Source organism: Pseudoalteromonas sp. SD03 (genome assembly GCF_040937955.1).
GTDB classification, from domain to species: Bacteria; Pseudomonadota; Gammaproteobacteria; order Enterobacterales; family Alteromonadaceae; genus Pseudoalteromonas; species Pseudoalteromonas tetraodonis.
Window position 1 is genome coordinate 512,227 of record NZ_CP162515.1, and the last position, 22,997, is coordinate 535,223.

The 22,997-nt window shown below is 41.4% G+C and carries 18 protein-coding genes; 7 read left to right on the plus strand and 11 right to left on the minus strand.

Annotated elements, in window-relative coordinates; genetic code table 11:
- Positions 1-36: 36 nt before the first annotated feature.
- The 3 genes from ABZP26_RS18690 to ABZP26_RS18700 are packed head-to-tail and all read left to right on the plus strand — an operon-like array spanning position 37 to position 3,523.
- Entirely contained in the window at positions 37-1,491 is a 1,455-nt protein-coding gene (locus ABZP26_RS18690; RefSeq protein ID WP_036955330.1) for a TrkH family potassium uptake protein, read from the plus strand.
- An 11-nt stretch (positions 1,492-1,502) separates the two neighbouring features.
- On the plus strand, positions 1,503-2,156 hold the full coding sequence (locus ABZP26_RS18695; RefSeq protein WP_016899132.1) for a TrkA family potassium uptake protein: 654 nt from the start codon (positions 1,503-1,505) through the stop codon (positions 2,154-2,156).
- Positions 2,157-2,158: 2 nt separating this feature from the next.
- Positions 2,159-3,523: a TrkH family potassium uptake protein gene (locus ABZP26_RS18700; protein WP_368485658.1), complete on the plus strand. Its 1,365-nt coding sequence runs from the start codon at positions 2,159-2,161 to the stop codon at positions 3,521-3,523.
- Positions 3,524-3,555: 32 nt separating this feature from the next.
- Here the strand turns inward: ABZP26_RS18700 and ABZP26_RS18705 are convergent, their stop codons facing one another.
- From ABZP26_RS18705 to ABZP26_RS18720, 4 genes are all read right to left on the minus strand, one after another.
- On the minus strand, positions 3,556-3,858 hold the full coding sequence (locus tag ABZP26_RS18705; RefSeq protein ID WP_013462899.1) for a YkgJ family cysteine cluster protein: 303 nt from the start codon (positions 3,856-3,858) through the stop codon (positions 3,556-3,558).
- Positions 3,859-4,007: 149 nt separating this feature from the next.
- The gene (locus ABZP26_RS18710) at positions 4,008-4,415 is read right to left on the minus strand and encodes a substrate-binding domain-containing protein (RefSeq protein WP_013462898.1); all 408 of its coding nucleotides are present in this window, start codon (positions 4,413-4,415) and stop codon (positions 4,008-4,010) included.
- Between the two features lie 11 nt (positions 4,416-4,426).
- Positions 4,427-5,500 (minus strand): porin, encoded by a 1,074-nt coding sequence (locus ABZP26_RS18715; protein ID WP_013462897.1) that lies wholly within the window; start codon positions 5,498-5,500, stop codon positions 4,427-4,429.
- A 107-nt stretch (positions 5,501-5,607) separates the two neighbouring features.
- Complete coding sequence (locus ABZP26_RS18720; RefSeq protein WP_368485659.1) at positions 5,608-7,548, minus strand: ATP-dependent DNA helicase RecQ; 1,941 nt, start codon at positions 7,546-7,548, stop codon at positions 5,608-5,610.
- A 234-nt stretch (positions 7,549-7,782) separates the two neighbouring features.
- Between ABZP26_RS18720 and ABZP26_RS18725 the strand changes: the two genes are divergently transcribed.
- Together ABZP26_RS18725 and ABZP26_RS18730 are read left to right on the plus strand one after the other, a co-directional pair.
- Positions 7,783-9,087, plus strand: coding sequence for an NAD(P)/FAD-dependent oxidoreductase (locus ABZP26_RS18725; protein ID WP_016899130.1), 1,305 nt, complete (start codon positions 7,783-7,785; stop codon positions 9,085-9,087).
- Between the two features lie 94 nt (positions 9,088-9,181).
- Positions 9,182-10,681 (plus strand): DUF2235 domain-containing protein, encoded by a 1,500-nt coding sequence (locus ABZP26_RS18730; RefSeq protein WP_016899129.1) that lies wholly within the window; start codon positions 9,182-9,184, stop codon positions 10,679-10,681.
- Positions 10,682-10,736: 55 nt separating this feature from the next.
- Here the strand turns inward: ABZP26_RS18730 and nagP are convergent, their stop codons facing one another.
- The 5 genes from nagP to ABZP26_RS18755 all read right to left on the minus strand — a co-directional run bounded on the left by nagP (position 10,737) and on the right by ABZP26_RS18755 (position 17,956).
- Entirely contained in the window at positions 10,737-12,032 is a 1,296-nt protein-coding gene (gene nagP / locus ABZP26_RS18735) for an N-acetylglucosamine MFS transporter NagP (RefSeq protein ID WP_016899128.1), read from the minus strand.
- A gap of 32 nt (positions 12,033-12,064) precedes the next feature.
- Positions 12,065-13,192: an N-acetylglucosamine-6-phosphate deacetylase gene (gene nagA, locus ABZP26_RS18740; RefSeq protein ID WP_028834293.1), complete on the minus strand. Its 1,128-nt coding sequence runs from the start codon at positions 13,190-13,192 to the stop codon at positions 12,065-12,067.
- Complete coding sequence (nagB-II, locus tag ABZP26_RS18745) at positions 13,193-14,191, minus strand: glucosamine-6-phosphate deaminase NagB-II (RefSeq protein WP_013462891.1); 999 nt, start codon at positions 14,189-14,191, stop codon at positions 13,193-13,195.
- Complete coding sequence (gene nagK / locus ABZP26_RS18750) at positions 14,191-15,102, minus strand: N-acetylglucosamine kinase (protein ID WP_024602607.1); 912 nt, start codon at positions 15,100-15,102, stop codon at positions 14,191-14,193. Before nagK ends, nagB-II begins: the two co-directional genes overlap by 1 nt.
- A gap of 163 nt (positions 15,103-15,265) precedes the next feature.
- Positions 15,266-17,956 (minus strand): family 20 glycosylhydrolase, encoded by a 2,691-nt coding sequence (locus tag ABZP26_RS18755; RefSeq protein WP_036955345.1) that lies wholly within the window; start codon positions 17,954-17,956, stop codon positions 15,266-15,268.
- 508 nt (positions 17,957-18,464) lie between these two features.
- Here ABZP26_RS18755 and ABZP26_RS18760 point away from each other — a divergent pair.
- Positions 18,465-19,487, plus strand: coding sequence for a LacI family DNA-binding transcriptional regulator (locus ABZP26_RS18760; RefSeq protein ID WP_036955347.1), 1,023 nt, complete (start codon positions 18,465-18,467; stop codon positions 19,485-19,487).
- A 362-nt stretch (positions 19,488-19,849) separates the two neighbouring features.
- Complete coding sequence (locus tag ABZP26_RS18765; protein ID WP_058155701.1) at positions 19,850-20,575, plus strand: MauE/DoxX family redox-associated membrane protein; 726 nt, start codon at positions 19,850-19,852, stop codon at positions 20,573-20,575.
- Between the two features lie 87 nt (positions 20,576-20,662).
- Here the strand turns inward: ABZP26_RS18765 and eat are convergent, their stop codons facing one another.
- Positions 20,663-22,075, minus strand: coding sequence for an ethanolamine permease (gene eat, locus ABZP26_RS18770; RefSeq protein ID WP_368485660.1), 1,413 nt, complete (start codon positions 22,073-22,075; stop codon positions 20,663-20,665).
- A 37-nt stretch (positions 22,076-22,112) separates the two neighbouring features.
- Complete coding sequence (gene eutC, locus ABZP26_RS18775; RefSeq protein ID WP_290208135.1) at positions 22,113-22,997, minus strand: ethanolamine ammonia-lyase subunit EutC; 885 nt, start codon at positions 22,995-22,997, stop codon at positions 22,113-22,115.

Genomic DNA, 22,997 nt, shown 5'->3' on the forward strand with positions numbered 1-22,997 from the left:
GTGTTACCTGCAATAGGTATTTGATAAGGCGTATTGATGATAAATTGGAAAATCACCTTAAGACTACTCGCCTTTCCTATTATTTGGATGGGAGTGGTGCAACTAGTATTCGCAGCGCTTTCATTATTTATTTTTAAAGATCGCGTTATTAGTGCGTTTCTTATTTCTGGCGCAACGATGATCTCAGTCGCTTTAGTGCTACTTATCAATTTACGTAAAACAGATTATACCGGCGCAACATTCAGAGATGCACTCATTTACGCCACAGTAACGTGGATTATAGCCGGTGTGTTAGGCGCTATTCCCATTTTGGTTGTCACTGGCGTTAACTTTAGCGATGCAGTATTTGAGTCAATTAGCGCCTTAACTACCACTGGTGCAACCGTGCTATCAGGGCTCGATAACATGCCTGCTAGCTTTTTATTGTATCGACAATTTTTACAATGGATGGGCGGTTTAGGCATAGTAATTTTTGTAGTGGCTATTTTACCTATGTTGAATATTGGTGGCATGAAATTACTAAAAGCAGAAACCCCAGGCCCCATTAAAGACGAAAAATTAACTCCGCGCGTTGCCAGTACCGCGCATTATTTATGGGGTGTTTACTTTGCAATCACGCTACTTTGTATTTTAGCCTATTACGCTGGCGGAATGAGTTTATACGATGCGATTGCACATGCCTTTACCACAGTTTCAACTGGGGGGTTTTCAACGCATGATGCCAGTATGTGGTATTACCGCAGCCATTTACTGCTGTGGATAGCTAATGTCTTTATGCTTGCAGGTGCGATTAACTTTGCCTTGCACTTCAAAGTGGCGCACAAAAGAGCCATTACTAGTTATTATCACGATGAAGAAACACGTTATTTTATTTATATCGTCGTATTTTTATCAGTTCTTTTAACCACCATGTTGCTGCTTAAAGACAGCTACTCAAATGTACTTGAAGCATTTAGTTTCTCCACATTTCATATTATTTCTTTTATTACCAGCACCGGTTATGGCGCAGCAGGCTTTACTGACTGGCCAGCTGAGGCTGGGTTTTTGCTGGTTATTGCTGGCTATCTTGGTGGTTGCGCAGGTTCAACCGCTGGCGGAAATAAAATAATTCGTAACATTATTGTTGGCAGAATGATTAATAACAATATTAAACAGCTACTTCATCCAAGAGCGATATTTACACTTAAATATCAAGGTTCGCCCGTTAAAGAAGATGTACGCCATGCAATTATGGCATTTATGACCTTTGCTGTTGGTACAAGCTTACTGTTTACAATGTTGCTTATGGCAACGGGTCTTGATTTTTGGAGTGCATTTACTGCGGTAGCTGCTTGCGTCAATGTACTTGGCCCTGGGTTTGGTGAAGTTGGCGCTAACTTTCAACCCGTTTCAGATACCGGTATTTGGATACTCTCGGTCGCTATGATCGTGGGCCGGTTAGAATATTTTACTGTTTTTGCACTTTTTACTCATAGCTTTTGGAAAAAATAACGAGGAATAATATGGCACATTTTACAGTGATTGGTTTAGGTCGCTTCGGCATTGCAGCAAGTCTTGAGTTAATTCATTTAGGGCACACAGTGACTGGCGTTGATAGTAACCCAAAACTCGCCGAAAAGTATGTTGAGCATTTATCTGAAACCGTCGTTTGCGACTCCACCGATGAAGCCGCGCTTAAAGAGCTTGATTTAGCGAGTAGTCAGGCTGTTTTAGTGGCGATTGGGGAAGATATGCAATCGAGCATTCTGTGCACGCTTGCATTAAAAAACTTAGCTGTTGAGCAAATATGGGTAAAAGCGAGTACTAAAGCCCATCACACTATTATCTCTAAATTAGGTGTAACACGCATTATTCACCCTGAGGAAGAAATGGGGGTGCGCGTTGCACAAGCGCTTAATTACCCGATAGTGAACGACTATATTTCATTAGGCAATGGCTTATACGTTGTTGAAGTAAGTATAAAAGCTCACCTACATAAAACAAAACTAGGGCATCTACTCAGAGAAATAAAAGGCACTGTAGACCCTCTATTGGTAAAGCGCGCCAAGCAAACGTTTGTCAAACTTGATGACGACTTTGAGTTACATACCCACGACACCTTACTGCTATCAGGTAGCCGAGTCGAATTAAACTATCTAGCTCCAAGGCTCTTATAATCATGGTTTTATGGCACCCTCTCAAAACGCCTATTGAGCGCAAAGTCAGTGGGCATAAAAAAATCAATGCGGCTCCGCCTCTTATTTTATGTTGCAGTTTTTTAATATTAATAACGCTAGGAGCATTGGCATTAAAACTGTCTTTTGCAACCTATGAGCCTATTTCATGGATACAAAGTGCGTTTACGGCAACCTCTGCGGTGACTGTAACTGGACTGGTTGTAGTGGATACCGATTCAGTGTTTACCCCTTTTGGACAAGGCGTTATTGCGTTATTAATTCAACTGGGTGGTCTGGGGTTAATGACCTTTGCGGTTGTAACTTTAATGGCACTGGGTAATAAAGTTGGCTTTATTCAAAAAACAGTCACCAAAGCTGCTTTTAATCAAACAGATACATCTACGTTGGTCAATACCGCTAAGTCTGTTTTACTGTTTGCACTAATCGTAGAATCCATAGGCGTTGTTATTTTAACGCTGTATTGGCTACCTGAAATGGGTTTACAGAAAAGCTTTTTTCATGCTCTTTTTTATACCATTAGCGCTTTTAACAATGCAGGGTTTGCATTGAGTCCTAACAGCTTAATGCAGTATGTTGATGACCCCGTTGTGAATTTAACTATTACCGGTTTGTTTATTATTGGTGGGCTTGGCTTTACCGTATTAATGGATTTATATAAATCAAAGCGTTGGGCAAAGCTCAGTCCCTACAGTAAATTAATGTTGATCAGCACAGTTATTATTAACGTTATTGCATTATTGCTTATTTACGCGATTGAATACGATAATCCAAAAACACTGCAACCACTGTCTGAAGTAGGTAAATGGTTAGCTGCTTGGTTTCAAGCTGTCACTCCCCGTACTGCGGGATTCAATACCATTGCTATTGAAGAATTAAAAAATGCCAGCACCGCTTTAACTATGATGCTTATGTTTATTGGTGGCGGCTCTTTAAGTACCGCAAGTGGCATTAAAGTCGTTACGTTTATCGTTTTAATTTTAGCAACCTATAGCTACCTAAGACGTGACAAAGGCGTCACTGTGTTACGCCGAGAAATAGACAAAGAATCTGTGTATAAAGCATTAGCTTTAACCATTATTTCAGCAGGAGTCACTTGGTTAGCTATTTTTACCTTACTGGTCGTCGAAGATGCGCCTTTTTTAGATGTTGCTTTTGAAGCGGTATCTGCACTGGGGACGGTAGGGCTTTCACGTGGTTTAACATCCTCGCTATCACCACTGGGAGAGTTTATTATTATGTTTTTAATGTTCATGGGCAGAATAGGTCCGCTCACTATCGCCTATTTTTTAGCAAGTCCACGCACTAAAAAGCTAAGATACCCAAGCGCGCAACTCTCTATTGGCTAACAAACATTCACGCGGGTTAATCAGCCCGCGTTTTAAATACCCGCTAGCTCCCGCTCAGTAATACACTCACCCGATGCCATTTCAAATTCTCGACACGTTAATGGGCGATTTTCGTAAATAGTACACATGAGGGTATTTCTATCAAGTGCTTCGCACCAGCCATCGTCGCCGCGCTTCATGACCTCACTGCCCCATTTGTCGTAATCAATATATCGAAAAGGAACACCGGTATCAGTGACAATACGCACTTCTAATTGGCAGCAACACGCTTGGCAGTTAGCGCAAGTGACTGGTTGGGTATTGATATTTTCAACAGCAATGATTGAGTTTGGCATACAGACTTTTGATAAATGATATACAAGCTATAGGATACACGAGCGAGGCAAGGGTGACAGTAAAATAACGTCAGATATTAAACATCGTTATATTGTAATTAACTAATCACTAAAAAAGCGTGCTGATTAACCAGCACGCTTATTTAAGATTAAAAATTGAAAACCACTTTAACGTTATCCGATACAGCTGATGAAGAGACAAAGCCAATGGTGTCAGGGTTAGCTGCGACCATTTTGATTACTTCACTGTCATTTTCTAACTCTTTAGGTGGTGTGCCCTTTCCTGTGAAAATTAGTTTTGACCAATATGCTTTTAACTGAGAAGACGTTTTATTAAGTAATTTACTATTAAATTGCTCGGTTGCAGCACTACTTGGTTCTTGAGATATTGGAATGATCTTATTGCCATTGCTAAATGACTTTTCTTTTCCTGTATAAATTCGGCTGATAACAGACTCATCAAAGCTACTTTCATTTGAAGGATGCACGATAATAGCAAAATCTGCATAGGCGAAGTTCGTAAACAGGAATATTACACTTAATATTAATTTTTTCATTTTACTTCTCCTTAAAATACAACATCGACACCAAGCGTGATAGCTTTACTATCACCGGCCACAGCTAAATCAAACGAGTCATCTTTGACTCTATCGTATTGCACTTTAAATGCAGCTGACGGATGAAAGTCCCACCTCACACCAACAGCAAATGTATTATGCTGCTCTGTATCACCTTCACCTTCTTGTTCGAAGTCTGAAAACATGACATAAGGTGTAATAGAGTCAAAACGATAGCCCGCACTGATCATATAAGTGTCGAGATTACCATCTAAGTCTAAGCGGTTAAGCTCACTTAAAACGAAAAAATCACCAAAATCAAGATTTGCAGCTAAACCATAAAATTTACCATCTCTGCTATCTTTGCCGTCCCACAAAACCGGTTCACCCGCACGAAAACGCTTGTTGGTGTATTGCATGTGGGTCACTCTTAGTTCGAGCCAGTCACGATTTAGTAACAGTACGCCGCCTAACATATCTTCCCAAATTTCTCTTGTTGGCTCTTGAAAGAAGAAGTCTGATAATAGCTTGTTATCGTCATCGTCCTCTTTACCGGTATAAATATTCGCAGACACTCCCCAGTCACCTATAGAACCTGAGTAGAGTAAATTAACGCCCTCGTAGTTAAATACTTGCCATGTATAGTTATCTGCAGGGGCTCGCATCCATACATATGCATAACCTACATCGAAAAAGTCTGAGTAGTAAAATAGTGGTAAACGCTTTTTACCTGCTTGAATAGTCCAATTATCATTAATATCGTAAGAAATATAAGCCCATTCAAAGTTTGCCTCAAAGTCGTTGACTCCTCTGGCAACTAGCTGACCTGTTACAGAAAGACCTTCACCCAAATCGCCTGATACCTGTAATCCAATCAAAGACTCTGGCGAAAAGGATAAATCTTCAGTGTATGCACTAACATTTGGATAGTCCGCAAGAAATGTTGGTTCAACGCCATATTGCGGGACACCTGTACCGCTCAGTACCTTACCTGCATTAATACTTGCAAAACCCGAAATATTAATTTCAGCATAACTACTTGCTGATATAAATGCTCCCAATAGTATAATTTTTTGCAGTTTCATTGATCACCTCATTATTATAATGGCTGTCATAGCCAAATTGAGTATAGTAAAGCAAGAAAAAGAAACAAAAAATTAACACTCTTTTATTTTTATACTGATTTCTAATATTATTTAGCCATCGACCTTGATAGCAATGTCCCTTTAATTTCGCTGTAGCGCTGTTGCTCGCACAGTGCAAAACCACTTAGTTGACGTACTTTATTACGCGCAAACAGTGGCACGCTCATTCCCGCCAAAAACCGGCATTGGGTTTCAATACCTACATTGTGTACACCTTTAGTTGCCATGTGCGCTAAAAACTCATCGACCTTTTGATAAATAAGCGCTGTATCAATCGTTGCAGGGGGAATTGAATATTCAAGCTTAACTGAATGCCCACGACAGACCGAGCAATGTCCACACTGCTGTGGCGCATTCGCATCATCAAAGTAACGGGCTAAGTTATAGCTTAAGCAAGATTGCAGCTCAAAAAAGCGTACTAAAGCAGCAATCCGTTTTATTTCCGCTTGCTCTTTATCGGTAAAATAATCGTGTAACTGCTGGGCAAGTGCAGGATTATTAATCACCTCGCTATGCACTTTGTACACGTGAGTAATACGTTTGGTTTCAAGCGTGATAAGGTTTTTTTCAGCCAAATAGTCAAGCGCGGCTACCACACGTTTACGGTCAACCTGCGCGGCTTGCGTTAGGGAGTCAAAATTAAGTGTGCCCCATATTTTTTTAAAGTCGGTATGACTAAATATTTGTGTTAAAAAAGCTTGGCGCTGCTCATCAAACTGGCTAAGTAACTCATTTTTATCAACCAAAAATTTATACTTAAAATCGGCATAATAAGCATACTGCGGGGTTATTGCGCCTTGCATTTCAAGCTGTACCAGCAAGGTTTTAAGGGCAAGCTGGCGAATATTACTCTCGCTTGAAAGGCTATATTCTTGCATTTCCCATTGCTGTTGAGCTTGGCGAATATCGTTAATAACATATTCAATACCGCTGAGCTCTGGAGTATCGCCGTAAATAAAGTTTTCTACTGTATTTAAGCCATCTAAATTAGCCAGGGTATAACAATTTGATGGGTTGCCGTCACGCCCTGCGCGTCCAATTTCTTGGCTGTAGTTTTCTATTGATTTAGGTAAATCGTAGTGAATTACAAAGCGTATGTCTGATTTATCAACCCCCATACCAAAGGCAATGGTAGCAACCACTACATTTATTTTGCCTGCCATAAAATCGTCTTGAATTTTCCCGCGTAGGGTATCTTCAAGCCCTGCATGATACGCCACTGCTTGCAGGCCCTGCGCGCTTAACATATTGGCCACTTGCTCAGCACTTTGCTGCAGCGTGACATACACAATACCGGGGCCGGTTTGCGCACGGACAATTTTAGTAAGCTCATTGTTTTTATCCGCCGTTTTAACACTCAGCACATTTAAATCTAAATTAGCGCGATAAAACCCCGTTTGCACAATACATTGTGGCTCAATAGCAAAGCGCTCGGCCATATCGCGTTTTACTTTTTTAGTGGCGGTAGCGGTTAATAGTAGCACTAACGGAATATTTAGCTCTTCACGGTAACGAGGTAATTTTAAGTAATCGGGTCTAAAGTTATGCCCCCATTCAGATATACAATGCGCTTCGTCAACAACCAACATAGAAAGCGCCACTTGGCTTATAAACTCCCTAAAGCGTTCGTTTTTAAAGCGCTCAACCGACACCATTAACACTTTAACTTTACCACTTCGTACGTCGTTCATTACAGTGCTACTTTGCATTTGGTCTTGGTTTGAGTCGAGGCTGGCGGCATAGATTCCTTTGCTATTTAAAAAGCTAATTTGATCTTTCATCAAGGCCAATAACGGCGATACCACCAGCGTTAAATGCGGTAAATGTAACGCAGTGAGTTGATAGCACAACGACTTACCCGATCCTGTAGGAAATATTGCCAGTGATGATTGGCCATTTAGCAGCTGCTCTATGGTTTGTTGTTGCCCTGCTCTAAACTGATTAAAACCAAAATGTTGCTCAAGAGACTGAACTAGCGAGGTACTCATAAAAGCGTCCTTTTTATGTCGGTGCCCATAAATGCTGTAAATGCGCAGTAGATGAAATATTTGCATATCAGTATACATCAAATGACGTGATTTATTGCTGACATATCCTTTAATTAGGCGCACACTATAGCCCCATAAAAACGTGCTTTGCCAAAATAATTTTTTGATACCCAAGTCATTTTAAAAATCAACGTACAGAAATTGCTTCGGTATATTATTTTTAAGGGCATAGTCATGGATATAACCATACCAAAAATCGTCATCATCGGCGGTGGCGCTGGTGGGCTGGAGCTAGCAACTCAATTAGGGCACAAATTAGGAAAGAAAAAACACGCAAATATATTACTCATCGATAAAAATCGCACTCATATATGGAAACCGTTATTGCACGAGGTTGCAACTGGCTCTATTGATGCCGATTTAGATGGGGTTGTTTACTCCGCGCATGCTGCCAAACACCACTATAACTTTCAACTTGGTACCTTTTGCAACCTCGATAACAACAATAAAACCATTACCTTAAGCCCTCTATATGACGAGTTAGGGCATCAAATTTTACCTAAACGCACCGTTCACTATGATCATTTAGTTATTGCTATTGGCAGTGTGAGTAACGACTTTAATACGCCAGGCATTAAAGAGCATTGTTTTTACCTAGATTCAAATCAACAAGCAGAGCGCTTTCAACACGCGCTGCTGGATAACTTTACTCGCCTTCATCAAGACGATGACCCATTACACTCATTAAACATCGCCATTGTTGGCGGTGGAGCAACTGGGGTTGAGCTCTCGGCTGAGCTGTATCATGTTTCTGATTTACTAAAAATATACGGTTTAACCAATATGTCGGCTAAGCGTTTACATATTCATCTGATTGAAGCGGGCCCCAGGATTCTTCCGGCGCTGTCTGAGCGAATTGCCAGTTCGGCCAAGCGTGAGTTATTAAGATTAGGCGTCACCGTTCGGGAAAATACCCAAGTTAAACAAGCAACCGAACATGGCTTTATCACCAATGATGATGAGCAAATAAATGCGGATATTATGGTGTGGGCGGCGGGCGTAAAAGCACCTGACTTTATTAAAGAGCTGGGTATTTTTGAGCTGACTCGTAATAACCAAATAAAAGTAAACGAGTACTTACAAAGCAACCTTGACCCACAAATATATGTGCTCGGTGATTGCTGCGCGTTTACGCAAGATGATGGTACGCAAGTGCCGCCACGCGCACAATCGGCACATCAAATGGCACAATGCGTTGAAAAAAACTTAATCGCCACATTACGTGAGCAGCCCCTTAAAAAATTCGAGTATAACGACCATGGCTCACTGGTTAATTTATCGCGCTACAGCACAGTAGGCAGCTTAATGGGTAACCTAACCAGTAATAGCTTTTTTATTGAAGGTAAAATTGCCCGCTTTATGTATATTTCATTATATAGAATGCATCAGCGCGCTATTCATGGCAGTGCCAAAACCTTTGCTTTGTGGATCAGCGAAAAAGTGCTGCGTGTTGTGCGTCCTAAAATGAAGCTGCACTAGCCAAAATTAAAGACAGTGGTAATTTAAGTTACCACTGTCTTTAATTTTTAATATTAGCTATATAAAGTACACAAAAATTTTAAGGAAACAGGCTATGTCGGATAAAACGCTTATTTTTAATTTTGATGGTACCGGCAGTGAACCCCGAGACGCAGATCAGTTTAGTACAGAGCATTTTAAAGAAGACGCCAGTATTTCTAATATTTTAAAACTACACTTATTGCTCGGTGGTAAACTTGATGATTCTCCCACCACCCCATTTTCCAAACAGTTAAGTTTTTATTACCAAGGCATAGGCACTAAAGGTAGTCGTTTAAAACGAATTTTAAATCAAGCACTCGCCCCACGTTCAGACGATGTAGCCAGCATTTTAAATCAAGCTATTAATGATTTTAAACAGCATTACCAAAGCGGCGATACCCTCTTACTTACTGGCTTTAGCAGAGGCGCTGCATTAGCGCGGCGATTTGCAAAGTGCTTAGAGCCACTCATACATGAAAAGGTGTATTTATGTGTGTTTGATACAGTGGCCTCGATTGGCATGTCAAAGGTGAGTAAAGCCACTTGGGGTGCAGAGCATGTTATTTTTGAAAATCACACCATTGCCAGTAATGTCTCTGAGGCGCTGCACTGTGTAGCGCTTGATGAAAAACGTCGCGCCTTTGAACCGACGTTAATGAACCAGCAAGCTAACATTACCGAGCTGTGGTTTGCAGGAGCCCATTCCGATGTGGGAGGCGGCTACTATCGCGATGGACTTGCCGATATTTGCTTGCGTTATGCACTTGAGTGGCTTATTGCTCAGCCACTGTCAGTTTCATTGCTAACCAGTCATGACATCGATTACGAAAACCTTTTACCTGAGAGTAACTTAGTTGCCCAAGACGATGTGACTGTTATTCCCGATCCACTGGCGTTAAGTCATCAGCAAAATTACTTTTGGCTAAACCCATTTTTTAAACTTGTTGATAGGCAGTGCTGTGTATTAATTGACGATGAAATCAGCCACGTCGCCCCATTAATACATCACAGTGTTGCACAGCGAATTAATAAACTAACCAGCTATCGTCCCGAATCGTTAAAAAACTTACATTATAAAATGATTTACAGCGACGACAGCACGTTAAACTTTATGGGACTCAGTGCCCATATAATGCTAGCCAACCAAAATATGAGTTTACTTAGCATAAACCAAAGCCAAGATGTGATGGTATATGCCAGTGAAGCCTACAACGCCACCGGCTTAATGCTTGCCCAAGGTGCGACCTATCGCTTTACTCCTTATCCTAATCAATATTGGTATGACGATGGTATAAAGTGCTCTCCTTCTGGGTGGCATCGCGATAACGTGCAACTCGGCGTTAAAGAAATCCCCATGGCATTACTTGAGCCATTTAGACGTTTAGCTACAGCGCAGTGGTTTAGCTTGATCGGCACGATTGGTCAAAGCGATGAACATGCCTTTGAGATTGCTGAAGGCGTTGAAATAACCATTAAAAAATCGGGAGAGTTTTGCCCTTTTGCTAATGATTTAAGTCGTTTTTATGGTGCGAATGCCGGTAGGATAAAACTTAAAGTAACGCGATTAAGCTGATAATCAGTGCACTTTATACTGCAAAGTGCACTGAGCTAGGGATAGCTGGTGGAGGTTATTGCTTTTTCATTTTATGGCCTTTCACGGCATAAAATAATATGAATAGATAACAAGGTAACAACACCGAGTAGCCTGTTTGTAACGAGGTAAAGCCACTCAGTAGCCCCCATAAAACGGGACCAAATGCACCTCCGGCAATCCCCATGATTAAAAGCGCAGAACCAGTACTAGTAAGTTTACCCAATCCTGATAATGCTAGTGGGAACACCGCAGGCCAAACAATCGCATTTGCTAAGCCTAAAAAGGCAATCAGCAGTAAAACATCAGGCAAATTAGCGCCGCCTAAAGGCACCAATAGCGCATTGGCAATAACAAACGACTGTGCATCGAGCAGTAAAATACATAATGTAATAACAATCCCTAATACAGCCGATGCGGTTAAAGCGCTCTGCTGAGAAATAAATTTAGGGATAAGTAAAATACCTAAAATATAACCAAACACCATAAACATCATAGTGTATGAGGTCATTACCCCATATTTTTCGACTCCCAGCGATAGTGCAAAAGTACCTATGGTATCGCCTGCAATAACCTCTACCGCAACATATAAAAAGATAGCAATAGCACCTAACACTAAGTTTGGATGAGAGAGTGTTTCACGAATTTCACCCTTATCGTTTATTGCATCAACTTCATCATTAATAAGTTCAGGTAGCGGCGACTTTTTAACCGCAAAAGCTAATAAACCAATAAATATGGCCATGCCTAAGTAAGGTAAAATAAGGCCGTTGGCCATATCATCAACTTGCTCTTGGCTAAGCTCTGTGCCTACCGTACCGGTAAAGTTGCTTAAAATTAAGGCCGTAAATACCATCGGAGAAATAACCCCTGCGCCTTTATTTAAAATACCCATAATACTAATACGCACAGCAGCCGACTCTTCTGGCCCTAAACGCACTACGTACGGGTTAACCGCAGTTTGTAATAGAGTTTGACCTGCGCCCATCACTAACTGGGCTAATAAAAAAAGAGGAAAAAACTGTGACATAGCAGCAGGAATAAACAGTAAACCCGCTAACATCATACACCCCATGCCAAGCGCCATCCCGTTCTTATAGCCAACTTTTTTAATTAACACGGCCGAGGGAAGCGCAGTAAAGGTGACGGCAATATAAAAGGAAAATAAAATTAACGACCCTTGAAACGGAGTTAACTGTAAAATTTGACTTAAATACGGCATTAATGAGCCATTTAGCCAAGTAGCAAAGCCCAGTATAAAAAATAATACCGCAACAATGGCCATTGGAACCACGCTACTATTTTTGGACGTATCCATAACATTGGTTGTCATGTTATTTTCCTTTATTTATATTTATTATGTTGTTAACAAACCTGAGCGCCGCCAATCCACGTGCTAATGACTTGTTGTTGTGTGTTTAATTGTACAAAATCTGCTGGACTGCCCGGTATTAATCGCCCGTGTGTGGCGGGCAACTGTAAATACTGAGCAGGATATAAACTTGCCATATTAAGCGCTTGCGCTAATGGCTGCTTTAAATGGGTTACTGTATTTCTTACTGCGGTTGCCATATCAAGCGCAGATCCTGCCAGTTCACCCGTGGTAGAGGTGAGCTTACCATTATCTAAGGTGACGGTACGGTCAAAAAAAGCAAATTCGGTGTCATTCGTACCCACTGGTGGCATCGCATCAGTGACTAAAAAAACACGACCCATTGGCTTTGCTTTTAACGCAAGCTGACATGCAGCGTAATCAACATGATGCCCATCAACAATTAGGCCGCAATAGGTGTCATCGTTTAATAATGCACAGCCTACAACACCTGGCTCACGCCCCTGTAATGGCGACATAGCATTATATAAATGCGTAAATCCGGTTGCGCCAGCATCAACCGCGCGCTGAGCTTGAGCAAAGCTTGCATTGGTATGACCTAAACAAACGTGTATGCCTACCTCACGCATTTTAGCGATATCACTTGGCAGAACATTTTCAGGTGCAACTGTTACCACCACTTTACCTAAATCTTGGCGAGATAATACCTGCCATTCTTGTTCAGAAATAGGGCGAATATAATCAGCACTATGAGCGCCTTTTTTTGCAACAGATAAGTGCGGGCCTTCAAAGTGAATACCAATAATACCGGGAGTCTGCAAAGCAATAGCATCAGCAATGACATCGGCTGCTTGGTGCATCACTTCAACCGTGTCAGTAATTAAAGTCGGCAACATGGCAGTTGTGCCATACTTGGCATGTGCCAGCAGCATTTGTTTAACCCCAGCAACACTGCTAGTACGATTAAACAATACACCACCGCCACCATTTACTTGCACGTCAATAAAGCCTGGCGCAACTAACCCCGTTAGATGCTCATCTGCCTGTTGCACGTTATCATCTATTGCCGTAATAATACCCGCATCAATGCTTAACACTTTGTCGTTAACAAATTGCTCGCCATCAAATAGTTCTGCTACATGAATACGTTTTACTGACATTTATAATGTCCTTGTTACTTTTTTAAGCCCCTTAGGCTCATCAGGATTAAAACCACGGCTTAACGCTACTTTTGCCACATCAAGATAAAAACGCTGCAATACTAAAAATGGCGCTAATCGAGGGTGTACGTTAATACCGTTTTGATTAAGGCTAATCACGTGTGCACCGCGTTTTTTAACCTCAGCAATTTGCTGCTGATGTGACTCTTTAGTTTCATCATCAACCGAGCAATCTAAAATCACTAACCCTTGCTCAACTAAGGTTACCGGACCATGTAAAAATTCTGCACTACTGAATGACTCAGCATGAATAGCACACACTTCTTTAAGCTTAAGTGCCATTTCTTTTGAGATAGAAAACCCTAAACCACGGGCTAATACCACCATGTTCTTAATGTTTGCAAACTCACTAGGCTGTAACTGAGTTGGCGAGTCTATCATTGCATCAAGCGCGCTAGGCAGCTCTTTAAGCCCTTGTAATAATGACTCATTTTGCGTCCAATTAGCAACAATATGTACCAATGCCGATAACGTGGCTAAGTAACTTTTTGTTGCCGCCACCGAAATTTCATCACCGGCTTTAAGGGGGACAAAATCATCTACTATGTCTTGCAATGGTGACGCTTCATCGTTAACCAGTGCAATACAATAAGCGCCCGCCTCTTTCGCCATTTTTGCTTGAGCGAGAATATCTGGGCTGCGTCCTGATTGAGAAATTACAATCACCACAGCGCCTTCAAGCTTTAATGTTTTACCATATACACTCGCCACTGATGGCGCTGCTGAACTGACCGGTACACCGGCTTCAATTTCAATTAAGTATTTACCAAAAACGCCAGCATGATCTGATGAACCGCGACCAATCATCATCACCACCTTAGGGGCCATATCGCGAAGCTTATGACCAATTTTTTCCACTAAAGGTTGGTTGGCAATAATTTGCTTTTCAATAACATTTGGCGTTTGCGCCGCTTCTTTTTCCATTAGGGTGTTAAACATCATAACTCCTGGCTGCTGTAATTAACGTGCTGTTGTTTAGCGTAAAGTACAGACCCCATTTCTGGTGACGATAATGGGGCTGATAAAATAGCTTGAATGTCTGGATCTAACCATGTTGTCATCACGGCTGATAAGCCACCAATAAACGAAAGCCTTGGTGGCTTTTTATCTAATAATTGTCGTGCAATGTCGCTTAAATAAGCGCCACCTTCTTTTAAAATGGCAATCGCAATGGCATCGTTTGCTTGTGCTGATTGAAAAACACAACCTGCAAGTTGCGCAAAAAAGGCGGCTGGTTTATTCGCAATCACTTCAACTAGTTGCATTGCATCACGCACTTCTAAATACTTCATAATCAAATTAGTAAGCGCACCACTTGGGATTAACTTGTCTAGGCTTAACAACACCTGCTGACAAGCAGTAAAGCCTATCCATGCACCGCTGCCTTTATCGCCATGCGGGAAACCATGACCACCAATCATAAACGATTGACCATTAACGTATGAAAATCCACACGAGCCAGTACCTGCAATCATCACTGCGCCATCACTACCTTGATGAGCGCCCATACAAGCAATGAGTAAATCAGTCGTTAAATGCATAGTTTTAAATGGGTGTTGCCACTGGGTCATTTGATTATGCAAACTTGGTAAGTTAACTCCCGCCAGGCCAACCCCTGCGATTAATGCAGATAAAGGCGTCTCTTTGAGTCCTGCATCTTGCAAGGCTAAACGCGCTGATTGCTCAATGGAATGCGTTGCTTGGCTAAATCCATGTAACGGGTTACCAGGGCCTGCCACACCGGTGCCTACTATTTCATTACAGCTATTGACGATAATTGCTTTACATTTAGTGCCACCGCCATCGATCCCCACAAAGAGTTCATTGTTATTAATATTGTTGGTGATCATTTTTGCCTCTTAATTTGTTCGACCGTTTTGCAAAACACTGAAAATAAAACCGGACTGTCATACTGTATGAATCTTATACTAGCACAAATGACAGCGTTGTCATTATTTTTATTTACAAATAAATAACTTCTTTCATCTTCAATAATTTAAAGGAAAACGCACCTTATCGGTGCGTTACTTTGAGCTTTCTGCTTACACGACTTGCTGATGGAGTCTTAGAGCGAATCCATACATCTTGTGTTACTTTGACGGGTTGTTTATAGGTTTGCCATTGGCCGCTTCCTTGTTTGTATTCAATTACCAAACCAGGGTAGGCAATATTGGCGTACAACATGCCGTTCTCAATTTTTGCGCCCGCATTTGCAAGACGATAATGCACATCAGCCATTTCTAGCTTAGGAAATTCTTTTAGTCCCATTGTGGCTGCAAAAGTCTGCCATTGCTGATCGCGCTGCTGTTTTAATGCTGAGCTAAAGCGATTTGTTTGTTGGCTATAAACAAAGCCATTGTGATCATACGGTACCGCCCAATCTGCCTTATGCCATGCTCTTTGTGCCAACGATAATAACCGTGGGAAGAGCTTATATTCGGCCATATTATTGGTGCGCGTATTTTCACTCCATAACTGCCCTTGAATACCAATAAAGCGTTTATCTTTTGCCAAAGGCGCTGATACTACCTTGCCTTGCTCATCACGCTGTAACGTGTCATCAGCGACATAGGGGTTATCTTCTCTATCGAGCCAAAATTCAGCATGAATAGGTAAATTATCTGGCATAAACTGAAATATTTTTTCGGTATTTATATGCCTTGAAGCCCAGTAATAACCGTGTTCTTGTGGGTCTGCTTCATACGGAAAGTCAAAATACAGCACATCTGGCGACGAGAGCACCACTTGCCAATTTCTATTAGCAAATTCATGGGCACGTTGATGGCCGTTCCACATTAATAAATCCCAGCTATTACCTTGTACAACCTCTGGCATATTCTCTGGGTTAGTATGCGATAAACCATCGCTCCATGCAGCAGTTTCAATATTCATATCAGCCAACATATTCGCAATACGTTCAATAAAATAGCTGCCCAGCTGACTCGCTTCAGTAATTTCTAACTTATTTTGTTTAATAAAATCAGCACAAGCTGGTGAGTCAACCCACGCTCCGGCGGTTTCATCGGCGCCTATGTGATAACGGGTTAACGGATGCTGTGCATCACTGTGTATGCCTTTTACCTGTTCCATTACTTCACGAATAAACGCATACGATGAGTCTAAACACACATTAATCGTATTGTCGTTATAGTGCTGTACCGACGAATACACGGTTGTATCAAGCGGATCATAAAGTAAAAACTGCTCGGCTTTTTGTTTATCGCCTTGTTTTATGTATTTATTATAACGCGCTTGCATGGCTTTAATTGCAGCGCGAGAATGCCCTGGCATATCAAGTGATGGGATCACTTGAATATGACGCGCACTCGCCGCTTTAAGTATTTCTTGATAATCAGCCACCGAATAATAGCCGTTTGCTGCACTTGAAGTATCAAGCCCTGCGCCCAACTGTGGCATTAAACATTGTTGCTCGCTTTGATCAAAACAACGCTTCGCCCCTATATCTGTAAGTTCAGGAAGTGATGGGATTTCTATACGCCAACCTTCATCATCACCTAAATGTAAATGCAGCTTGTTAAGTTTATAAGCCGCCATTTGATCAAGCAGCTTTAAAATAAAGCCTTTGTCGCGAAAGTTACGCGCAACATCCACCAACACACCTCTAAACTGATAATGCGGTGCATCAATTACTTCTCCCACAGGTAACATATTACTGTTAACCTGATACAAACTCGCTAAGCTTTGCAAAGCATAAAAAATGCCCGTTTCATCAGCGGCATTAATCACAATTTCATCAGCTTTAATCGCTAACTTATAGCTGCCTTCAAATTCATCATTTTTAGTTACTGTATTAAGTGTGACCTTAATGGCCGCTGCATCATCGCTTATATTAATACCTAGTAGTGCTAACCTTTGTGTTGCGGCAGATAAATGTGTTTTATCTATTCCTGAGTAGTTAATATTAAGCCCTTGGCTTATATCTAGCGTTTGAGTTTGGCTAAATTCGCTAAAACGTGGAGTGGGTATAATTTGTTGAGCAATCACATTGCTCACTTGATTTTGCGACGTTAAATAAGCAGAAAAGTCATATTTTTCATTGCGCTCAAACAAGCGTTCAGCGCTAAGCCACTGCGTTTTATCATTCGCGGTACGTTTAAACTGACGTTCATAATCGGTGTAAGGCATAACATGTGGCAACACCTCTAACCCTGTCTCTGGGTCAATTTTAGGTTTTGTGCTTTCAATCACTTTAGCGGTGTCATTATTATTAACAACTATATAATTAGGAATTGCGTCGCTTTGCGATAATGACCAAAAGTGCGCATAAAAAGTAATCGTTTTAGTCTCACCCGCTTTAAAGCCAGTAAACCCGTCTTTAAGCTCAATGACATGAATATCGCCATTAACGCGTTTAATAGTAAATTCATCGCTAACCGCCGTTTGAATAGGTGTAATTTGACTAAAGTAAATTTTCCATTGGTCAACGTTAATCGCCGAGTTGGCGGTTAAATGTAAATACGCTTTAAAACAGTGACCGTTTTCTATATCTGGATCGCACTGTGCTGATGGACGGTTATCAACCTGCTGATATTTTATTTGTAACGTTTTAGCAAGTAACTCTACGGCGCTATCGTTTGCGGGGCTTAGCTGAACCGATACAGTATTTTGTTCATCAACATTGCCCTGACACGCACTCAAACCCAGTGCTAAGCAGCATGCTGTCAGTAATGATTTAATCTTCATTCGCTACTTTCCCTCTATTGTTATTAATTAGTCACTCAAGTATCTCTTTCAGATACTTAAATTAATCCCGCTTTTAAATCAATCACTATTCACATCTAGCAATTGCTACCTTAGCGCACACAATCCGCTACCTTAGGGTTTAAATAATAATTAACAGCGCGCACCAACTTATGACAACGCTGTCATAAAGTTGTTAATGTATCCTTTTTTTTCTTTTATAGCTACACAGAAGGGCAAAAAAGATACAAAAAATTTACATGTATGTGCTTAATATTCTTTTAAACTATTGTATTTAAATTAAATTTAAATATTACTAAATTATTACCTAAAACTTTATCTACCATTCTCACAAGAAAGGCGTATAAATTAACTGTTAATATTCAATGATGTCTTTATAATTTAGCCGTCAAATAATAAAAACCGAGCACTGTTAACTGCTTTTGCTGTAGTTGTTAACCGATAAAGATAAATTAGTACCCAAAATGATATGTAAAGGTCTATTAAGCCTATGAGAACAACAATAAACGACGTGGCAAAAGATGCCGGGGTATCAATAAAAACGGTATCACGAGTAATAAATAACGAAACCTCGGTGCGTGACAACACCCGTGAGAAAGTCATGGCGTCGGTTAAAAAGTTGAACTTTCAGCCTAACCTTGCTGCAAGAAGTCTCGCAGGAACAAAAGCTTACAGCATTGCTTACATTTACGACAATCCAAATGCCTACTATATTATAGATATGCAAAACGGCATTTTAGATGCGTGTAAAAAGCAAGGATTTGAACTACTTATCCACCCATGCGATGCCAAAGAAGCACATATTATTGACGAAATAACCAGCATGATAAAACGCACCCGAATTGCCGGTATTTTACTCACGCCGCCATTTTCAGAGATGCCACATTTTGTTGAAAAGCTGACACAGCTTGACCTAAAAGTTGTGCGTATTTTATCAGGACACGACGCGCCCGATACATTAACGCCCTGTATTATGATTGACGATAACCTCGCCTCTAAATCAATTACCGAACACCTTATAAATAATGGCCACACACGCATTGGCTTTTTAGCTGGGGGCAGCGAACATAACTCCACCAAAGAGCGCTTAGAGGGCTACAAAGCGGCTTTAAAACAATACGACATTACTATAGACCCTAGCTTAATTATTGATGGCGAATACTCATTTGAATCCGGGGTTGAGGGTGCTAAAACACTCATTACTCAACAAAACAGGCCAACCGCTATCGTCTCATGTAACGATGAAATCGCCGCCGGTGCGTTATTTGCAGCCAGATTAATGAACATTGATATACCCAGCGAGCTTTCTATTACAGGGTTTGAGGATAGCCCATTCTCACGCCAAACATGGCCAAAGCTCACTACAGCGCATCAGCCAAATAATAAAATTGCTGAAGATGCAGCCAGCTTACTGATAGCGCAAATTCGTAATGGCAATGACCGCGATATTATTAAACTATACACACCAGAACTGGTTGTCAGAGATTCAACAGCCCCTCCTATAGCTTTATAATTAATTAGCTGGCACGCGCTGCAAGTCCCCCTTCAGCGCTTAAAGCATTAAAAGCGGCCTGATTTTTGAACGCATAGCCTGTACCACTGAGTTTATTAACAATAAAACGGCACATGTTGTAAATTTTACACTTAGGGTCTGTTGATCTTTCAAGGTTATATAACTCAGTTAACCCCTCTAATACCAATTCGCTTAATTAACTGAGCTATTTTGAGGGAGGAAAATCGTGTCGATAGCAAGGCAAAAAATTTCGTTATTGAGTTGTTCTAAATGAGACGTTTTTAACGCTGTTAGCGTCTAATCTGCCCCCTCAAAATGATTAAGTATTATTGCAAATTGGTATAAATATACAGGAGTAAAATATGGCCAAGTCAGCCCAATTGTATAGAATGGCAACCGATGAACATATTTGCCCATTTGGTTTAAAATCTAAAGATTTACTTGAACGTCAAGGCTTTGAAGTAGACGATCACTTACTCACCTCAAGAGCCGATACCGATACCTTCAAACAAAAATACGATGTAAAAACAACACCACAAACATTTATAGATGATGAGCGTATCGGTGGTTATGATGAACTCAGAGAGTACTTTAATAAATCCCCTGCCGGTCAGCAAGGTACAACCTATACCCCTGTGATAGCGATTTTTGCGGTTACCTTGTTGCTCAGTTTAGCTTTTTCGTTAAGTGGTGCAGGGCTAAGCATGTATACACTTGAGCTTTTCGTGGCATTAACCATGGCGGTACTGGCCATTCAAAAGCTGCAAGATTTAAACAGTTTTTCAAATTCCTTTATCACTTACGACTTACTTGCCATGAAAGTGATTCCTTACGCTTATGTATATCCATTTTTAGAAGCCTTTGTTGGCGTGGCCATGATTGCAGCACTTCCGGTTTACTTGGTTGCACCTATCTCGTTGTTTATTGGTAGTGTCGGCGCAATATCCGTGATTAAAGCCGTGTATATAGACAAACGCGAACTTAAATGTGCCTGTGTTGGCGGCGATAGCAATGTACCACTTGGCTTTATTTCACTAACCGAAAACCTATTTATGATAGCAGCCGGTATCTGGATGCTAGTTAAATAATAAAAAGGCGCGATAGGTTTAAAACCTACCGCGCCACTATTAAGTCTGTATTTATAAAGTAAAATTAACTCACTTTATAAACAAAAATTAACTCTCACTTATGGGGATGTTTAAACCGGCCTCTGCATCGGCTAGCATAGCAAACTCTTCATCTGCACTTTTGGCCACTAAATGTTTAGAACTAAAGCCAAAGTAATACGCAGCCCCCACTATAAATAACACCATAGTGTATAAAAAAGCGCGGGGATCAAAGGCGTACACACCGGTCAGTGCAATCAACGATAAGCACAATGCAATACCTGAAGTCACAGTCCCGCCAGGCGTTTTATAAGGACGAGGTAAATCTGGCTGCTTATAGCGCAGTAAAATGTGACTTAGCGCCATTAACGCATACGATACGGTTGCACCAACCACCGCCATAGCTAACATTAAATCGCCCTCACCACTTAGTGAAGCTAAAAAACCAAATACAGCAGGTACAATAAGCGCTCGTGCGGGCACTTTACGCGCGGTAGTAATTGATAACGAACGGGGTAAATATCCCGCACGCGACAACGCAAACACCAATCGACTATAACCATAAATAATAGAGAAAAATGAAGCCACCAGCCCTGCTAGCCCTAATATATTAACCACGGTTGCTAAATCGTTATTGCCCGTCGCATTTAACGCATCCACCAGCGGAACTGCACTTGCGCCCATTGCTGTTGCACCTGCTGCCCCGGGTACTAATACAACCACTAATAACGCGGTAAACAATAAAAACACCATAGCGCCAATAATGCCTTTAGGCACATCTTTCGCCGGATCTTTTGCCTCTTCTGCCGCCAATGGTACCCCTTCAACCGCTAAAAATAACCACATAGCAAAAGGTAATGCTGCCCATACACCATACCAACCCAGAGGTAAAAATTCACTCGCGCCAGCAGCATCGGTTACGGCAATATCAAATAAATTTGTCGCATCAAAATTGGTGATTAACACCACAGCGGTGGCAACAATGGCAAGTACCGCCAAACCGCTTATTACCATCATTACTTTTAGCGCTTCACCAACCCCAGCTAAGTGAATACCCACAAACACCAAGTAAAAGAGCGCATAAACCCAAGGGCCATTAAACCCCGTTAACGCCTCCACCGCAGAGCCAATAAAAATAACAATAGCAGCCGGTGCTAACGCATATTCAATTAATACCGCAAGGCCGGTTAAATAACCCCCCGTTGGCCCCATTGCTTGGCGAGCAAAGCTATACCCTCCTCCCGCAGCGGGAATAGCAGCCGACATTTCAGCCAGCGATAACACTAAAGTGAGATACATAATAGCCATTAATACTGCCGCTATGGCAAAGCCGCCCCAGCCTGCTTCTGCAATACCAAAGTTCCATCCAGCAAAGTCTCCTGAAATCACATACGATACCCCTAACCCTGCCAGCAATAACCAACCTGCAGTGCCACTTTTAAGTTGCCTTTTTGCTAAGTACTCTGAATTATTAGTAGACATAACATCCTCTTTATCGATTTTTTATTTTTAGTTACCGTTATTCCGCATTTAAAAAATGACGGCTCGATTGTTGATGCTCAATCACATCATCCTGTGTACGATCTTTTAAGTTCACTCCTGTTAGTTTTAATTTTTTTGCCTCACGTAATAAATAAACTGCACGCCTTGCAGCCTCACAGTAAGGCAAGCCCGCAGGGCGAATATTTGAAATACAATTGCGACAGGCATCGTTAAGACCTGTTTTAGGTGCCCAAGTTAGATATAAACCAAGGCTATCGGGCGAGCTAAGCCCTGGTCGCTCACCAATTAACACCATGACTACTTGTGCATTTAAAAGCTCTCCAATGTCGTCACCAATCGCCACCCGACCTTGCTCAACCACACTAAAAGGCGCAATGTTTAACTCACTGTTATCACCTAGCTGCGCTAATAATTCATTAATAAAAGGATAAGCATTTTTTTGCACCGCTAGCGACGATAAGCCATCAACCACAACGATGGCTAAATCATATTTTGCAGCCGTGTTTTGCTGCCCAGCGGTGAAATTAAGTAGGGTTTGTCGGCCGTTTTCATCTAACCTGCGTCCTAAATCGGGGCGTTGTAAATACGTCATTCGGTCAACAGCCTGGCTATGTAAGCGCAAAGGAGCAGCCAGCTGTTTCTCAGCACTGAGTTTGCTAAGCTGTTTGGTTATTGCATTAATATCGAGCGGAAAGTTCACCGCATCACGCGCTTGTGCATGGGATAATTGAAACGCCAGCATTTCACTGGTCGGTAAGCTTATTCCTGCGCGGCCAAGGCCAATCCGTGCATCGGTAAAACGGCGTAAATCGCGCCATGGGTTATGCACCACGTTGCCATTATTTTTATGTGTATTATCGCTGTTGTTTGTAACAGACGTTGCGTTAGAATTTGATTTCAT

What these genes read in the sequence shown, in the direction of transcription:
- ABZP26_RS18690 (WP_036955330.1), top strand. Translation starts at nt 37, where the DNA reads ATGATAAATTGGAAAATCACCTTAAGACTACTCGCCTTTCCTATTATT.
- ABZP26_RS18695 (WP_016899132.1), top strand. Translation starts at nt 1,503, where the DNA reads ATGGCACATTTTACAGTGATTGGTTTAGGTCGCTTCGGCATTGCAGCA.
- ABZP26_RS18700 (WP_368485658.1), top strand. Translation starts at nt 2,159, where the DNA reads ATGGTTTTATGGCACCCTCTCAAAACGCCTATTGAGCGCAAAGTCAGT.
- ABZP26_RS18705 (WP_013462899.1), bottom strand. Translation starts at nt 3,858, where the DNA reads ATGCCAAACTCAATCATTGCTGTTGAAAATATCAATACCCAACCAGTC.
- ABZP26_RS18710 (WP_013462898.1), bottom strand. Translation starts at nt 4,415, where the DNA reads ATGAAAAAATTAATATTAAGTGTAATATTCCTGTTTACGAACTTCGCC.
- ABZP26_RS18715 (WP_013462897.1), bottom strand. Translation starts at nt 5,500, where the DNA reads ATGAAACTGCAAAAAATTATACTATTGGGAGCATTTATATCAGCAAGT.
- ABZP26_RS18720 (WP_368485659.1), bottom strand. Translation starts at nt 7,548, where the DNA reads ATGAGTACCTCGCTAGTTCAGTCTCTTGAGCAACATTTTGGTTTTAAT.
- ABZP26_RS18725 (WP_016899130.1), top strand. Translation starts at nt 7,783, where the DNA reads ATGGATATAACCATACCAAAAATCGTCATCATCGGCGGTGGCGCTGGT.
- ABZP26_RS18730 (WP_016899129.1), top strand. Translation starts at nt 9,182, where the DNA reads ATGTCGGATAAAACGCTTATTTTTAATTTTGATGGTACCGGCAGTGAA.
- nagP (WP_016899128.1), bottom strand. Translation starts at nt 12,032, where the DNA reads ATGACAACCAATGTTATGGATACGTCCAAAAATAGTAGCGTGGTTCCA.
- nagA (WP_028834293.1), bottom strand. Translation starts at nt 13,192, where the DNA reads ATGTCAGTAAAACGTATTCATGTAGCAGAACTATTTGATGGCGAGCAA.
- nagB-II (WP_013462891.1), bottom strand. Translation starts at nt 14,191, where the DNA reads ATGTTTAACACCCTAATGGAAAAAGAAGCGGCGCAAACGCCAAATGTT.
- nagK (WP_024602607.1), bottom strand. Translation starts at nt 15,102, where the DNA reads ATGATCACCAACAATATTAATAACAATGAACTCTTTGTGGGGATCGAT.
- ABZP26_RS18755 (WP_036955345.1), bottom strand. Translation starts at nt 17,956, where the DNA reads ATGAAGATTAAATCATTACTGACAGCATGCTGCTTAGCACTGGGTTTG.
- ABZP26_RS18760 (WP_036955347.1), top strand. Translation starts at nt 18,465, where the DNA reads ATGAGAACAACAATAAACGACGTGGCAAAAGATGCCGGGGTATCAATA.
- ABZP26_RS18765 (WP_058155701.1), top strand. Translation starts at nt 19,850, where the DNA reads ATGGCCAAGTCAGCCCAATTGTATAGAATGGCAACCGATGAACATATT.
- eat (WP_368485660.1), bottom strand. Translation starts at nt 22,075, where the DNA reads ATGTCTACTAATAATTCAGAGTACTTAGCAAAAAGGCAACTTAAAAGT.
- eutC (WP_290208135.1), bottom strand. Translation starts at nt 22,997, where the DNA reads ATGAAATCAAATTCTAACGCAACGTCTGTTACAAACAACAGCGATAAT.